At 49.0% G+C, this 4,689-nt stretch carries 4 protein-coding genes; all 4 read left to right on the top strand.

All coding sequences use genetic code 11. The features are described from left to right. On the top strand, positions 1 to 1,226 hold a 1,226-nt coding region (locus VB081_RS08115), incomplete at its 5' end, for an elongation factor G (RefSeq protein ID WP_323400320.1). A 151-nt stretch (positions 1,227 to 1,377) separates the two neighbouring features. Further along, positions 1,378 to 3,129 carry a pyruvate kinase gene (gene pyk / locus VB081_RS08110; RefSeq protein WP_323400319.1) on the top strand — a complete coding sequence of 584 codons (1,752 nt, stop codon included), beginning with the start codon at positions 1,378 to 1,380 and terminating at the stop codon, positions 3,127 to 3,129. A gap of 9 nt (positions 3,130 to 3,138) precedes the next feature. Further along, positions 3,139 to 4,047, top strand: coding sequence for a DUF2156 domain-containing protein (locus VB081_RS08105; RefSeq protein WP_323400318.1), 909 nt, complete (start codon positions 3,139 to 3,141; stop codon positions 4,045 to 4,047). Then, on the top strand, positions 4,044 to 4,689 hold a 646-nt coding region (locus VB081_RS08100), incomplete at its 3' end, for a GNAT family N-acetyltransferase (RefSeq protein WP_323400317.1). The genes VB081_RS08105 and VB081_RS08100, both read left to right, overlap by 4 nt.

Here is a 4,689-nt window from a genome sequence, read left to right as displayed (position 1 = left end):
ACGCAGAGGACGCCGGTGGAAATGATATCGAGCTGAAAAGAGACCCGGCGGCGCCGTTTGTGGCTCGCGTTTTAAAGACGATTGCGGATCCGTTTGTAGGCAAGCTGTCGATCATCAAGATCGTGCAGGGCACGTTGACGTCAGACATGACTGCGACCAATGGCAATACAAGCAAGCCGGAAAAATGTTCGAACCTCGGCGTTATGCGCGGTAAAAAGCTGATCAATGTAACAAAGCTTTTGGCAGGGGATATCGGAGCGATCGCAAAACTGCAAAATACTGCAACGGGCGATACGCTTTGTACAGGCGCGTGTACGCTGCGCTTTAAGCCCATCGAATTCCCCGAACCTTCTATTTCCCTTGCTGTCACGGCAAAGAAGAAGGGCGAAGAAGAAAAAGTGTTTGGCGGCCTGCATAGGTTAGAGGATGAAGACCCGACATTTAAGCTTGTAAAAGATACCGAAACGGGAGATATGCTCGCAAACGGTATGGGTGAGATGCATCTGGAGATCATCATCAACAAATTAAAGAGCAAATTCAACGTGGAAGGCGAAATGCATGACCCGCGCATCCCATACAGGGAAGCGATCAAAAAACCGGTCAAGGCACAGGGCAAACACAAAAAACAATCAGGCGGTCATGGACAGTATGGCGACGTATGGATCGAGTTTTCGCCGGTTCCGGATGGACTTGCGGACTTTATCTTTGAGGATAAGATCGTGGGTGGCGTAGTGCCGCGCCAGTATATTCCCGCTGTAGAAAAGGGATTGAAAGAGAGCATCAAAAAAGGCGTGCTGGCAGGCTATCCTGTGGTCGGTTTGAAATGCACACTGTATGACGGCTCTTATCATACGGTGGATTCTTCTGAGATGGCCTTTAAAGTAGCGGCAAATCTTGCGTTCAAAAAGGGCGTTGCGGAGGCGGGGCCGATTCTTTTGGAACCCATTGTGAAAGTGGTCGTTACGATCCCGGATGAGTATATGGGCGATATCATTGGAGATCTCAATCGCAGGCGCGGCAGGATACTCGGTATGAATCCGGTAGAAAATATGCAGGAAGTGACGGCGGAGGTGCCGATGAGCGAAATGTTCAAATATGCGACTGACCTTCGTTCTATGACGCAGGCGCGCGGCACTTTTAAGCAGACGTTTGAGCGTTATGAAGAAATCCCGGCACAGATGGCGGATAAGGTCATCGCACAGGCGAAACAGGATATGGAAGAATAAAGAATGGCTTTATAGAAAGCCGTACCGTAAGCTGGTACGGCTTTTCTTTTGTAAAAATTTTAGGTAATAGGCAAGCATTCCTTTTGGTTTTATGGTAAAATGAAAGCATTGATATGAATCATAAAAATTTATATATATGGAGCGTTATGACATGAGGAGAACAAAGATTATCTGCACCCTTGGTCCGGCCTGTGAAGATGAAAAAATGATTGAACGAATGATCGAAGCGGGTATGGATGTTGCCCGGTTCAATTTTTCACACGGCGATCATGATGTGCAAAAGGAACGAATCAAAAAAATCCGCAAAATCAGCAAGAAAATGGGACGCTATATTTCTTGCCTGCTTGATACGAAGGGGCCGGAAATCAGGATCGGTCAATTTGAGACTGGGTCGGTCGAACTCAAAACAGGAGACGTGTTTACCCTGACGACGCGCGAAGTGGTGGGCGATGAGACGATCGTGTCCATTTCGTTCAAGGACTTGCCGCGCGACTTAAAGCAGGGAGCGGTGGTTTTGATCGACGACGGACTGATCGAGCTACAGGCGACGAATATCACGGAGACTGATATTACGTGTAAAATTTTGAACGGCGGAACGCTGGGCGATAAAAAGGGTGTGAATGTTCCCGGGTTTACGATCTCCCTTCCATATGTCAGTGAGAAAGACAAAGCGGACATCATTTTCGGCATCGAGAACGAGTTCGACTTTGTCGCCGCGAGTTTTACGCGCCACGAACAGGATATTTTAGATATCAAAAAAATACTGGAAGAGCATAACAACAGGAGCATCCGGGTCATTGCAAAAATCGAGAACGCGGAAGGTGTGAAGAACATCAACGATATCTTGCGCGTTTCTGACGGGATTATGGTCGCGCGCGGCGATATGGGAGTCGAGATTCCTTTAGAAGACGTACCAGTCTATCAGAAGCGCCTGATCGACAAGGCATATACGGCGGGAAAGATCGTGATTACAGCGACGCAGATGCTGGACAGCATGATGCACAACCCGCGCCCTACACGTGCGGAAACGACGGACGTGGCGACGGCGATCTATGACGGGACAAGCGCGATCATGCTTTCCGGCGAGACGGCGGCGGGCAAGTATCCTGTGGAAGCGGTACAGACGATGGCGCGTATTGCTTTACGTGCGGAAAAGGACATCGATTACAGGGAACGCTTTGAGCAGAACGATATCGATTGTTTCTCTGATGTGACAAACGCGATCTCTCATGCGGCATGTACGACAGCATACGACCTCGGCGCGTCGGCGATCATTACAGTGACGAAAACAGGCACATCGGTACGCATGACGTCCAAATACCGTCCGTCCATCCCGATCATCGGATGTTCGCCCGACCCGATCGTGTGCAGGCAGCTGAGCATGTCCTGGGGCGTGATCCCGCTCGAGGTAGAACAAAAAGACAATACGGACGAACTGTTTGCGACCGTAGTAGATACCGCCAAGGAAGCAGGCTATTTGAAAAACGGAGACCTAGTCGTGATCATGGCGGGCGTACCGCTTGGCATCGCCGGGACGACGAATCTTTTGAAGGTACATATCGTCGGCAACGTTCTTGTGAAGGGCGTGGGGGTCAATAATATGTGCGCGTCCGGCAACCTGTGCGTTGCCAATACGGAAAAGCAGGCGCGGCAGCTTTTTAAGAGCGGAGACATTCTTGTGATTCCGAAAACGTCAAATTATATTTTGGATTTAATGAAGCAGTCTGCGGGTATTATAACAGAGGACGACAATCTGGATTCGCATGCGGCGATCGTGGGCATGGCGCTCGATATTCCCGTGCTTGTGGGTGCGGTGAGCGCAACGCAGATACTCAAAAGCGGAACGCACATCAAACTGGATGCGGAACGCGGACTGGTATGTAACGAAAATCGTGAGGACTGATAGGTATTTATGTTGAATTTTAAACCGTTGGAGGTTGACGATAAACCTCTTTTTGACAGCTTCGTGCTTGTGAACGACTACAGGCATTCGGAAGCGTCTTTTTCGAACATGTATACATGGCAGGAAGCCTGGGACATCCAGATGGCAGTGCATGAAGACGCATTGTTTATCAAAATGTACAGCGACGTATATAAGCCGTTTATGCTCCCGCCTTATCTCAAAGACTTGAATCGATCCATTGAACCGTATATGCGCATGTGTGAAGACCATATGACACAGGAAAACGGCGTGTTCTACATCAAGTGCGCTACGCCGGAGATGATGGAAAGGATCAAGCACGACTGTGGTGAGCGATATGACTACGCATATGACGAGTATAATACGGAATATGTATACAATGCGCAGGATTTAATGAATTTATCCGGCAAAAAATATCATTCCAAGAGAAACCATGTGAATTGTTTTTTGCGTGACTATGAGAGCACGTTTGAGCCGTATGAGGACAAATACAGGGAGGAATGCCTGCGTTTGCAGATCGAATGGTCGAAGATAAAGGACGGCGATCCGCGCGAGGCGGAAGAAGAACTGCTGTCCATCACCAAAGCGCTCGATCATTGGCGTGAGCTTAACTTTAAAGGCTGTGTGGTCAAGATCAAAGGGGAAGTGGTGGCTTTCTCGTTCGGGGAACAGATCAGTTCTGATACGGCCATCATACATATTGAAAAAGCAAAGGCGGGTGTGAACGGCCTGTATGCCTATGTGAACAATGAATTTGTAAAGCGCGTGTGGTCTCATTGCAAATATATCAACCGCGCAGAGGACATGGGCGTGCCGGGGATCAGGAAGGCGAAAAAATCCTATCATCCGGCGTTTATGCTTGAAAAATACGATGTATTGTTGAGCGGAGAAGAAGAATGAACATCTGGCCTTTGGATGTGTCGCGAGAGCAGGAAGCAAAGCGGATATGGAACGTTTGCTTTGACGATACGGACACATTCATCACTCAATATTTTGAGAGCTTTGTGCAGTATGAAAAGACGCTCGGCTACTATGAAAACGATAAAATTTTGGCCGATCTTTTTATGTTGCCTTTTTGCGGGAAGCTACAGGGAAAACGATATGATGCGGACTTTCTGGCGGGGTGTGCTACGCTACCGGAGGCAAGAAAGCGCGGGTTGATGCGTGAGTTGGTGAGAGCGGCTATGCTCGATATGCGAAAGCGTGGACAGGCGGTCACCTACCTGCATCCCTTCCTGCATTCGTTTTATCGGCAGTTCGGCTATGAGACGATTGCCTATATCCGGCGGGAAACGTTGGAACCCAAAGGACGGGAAGATCAATCGGTACGCATATACGCAGATTTTTCAGATGCTCTAATCAGACAGCTGTTTGACGCGTATAACGGGTACATCGGACAATTTGACAATGCGTTTGTACGGACAGAAGAACGCTTCGCAGGCTGGCTGCGTTTGCTGTTTGCGGACGACGGCAGGTGCGCCGTACTGGAAGATACGAACGGGTCTGCCTATGCGCTCTATTATATAGACGGCGATACGGCAG

This window comes from Christensenella sp. (genome assembly GCF_034927525.1).
Classification (GTDB): domain Bacteria; phylum Bacillota; class Clostridia; order Christensenellales; family Christensenellaceae; genus Christensenella.
Note: the sequence above shows the minus strand (reverse complement) of the source record. Positions and strands in the feature narration are given on the sequence as shown.

Coding starts and splice junctions, on each gene's coding strand:
- pyk (WP_323400319.1), top strand. CDS start 1,378: ATGAGGAGAACAAAGATTATCTGCACCCTTGGTCCGGCCTGTGAAGAT.
- VB081_RS08105 (WP_323400318.1), top strand. CDS start 3,139: ATGTTGAATTTTAAACCGTTGGAGGTTGACGATAAACCTCTTTTTGAC.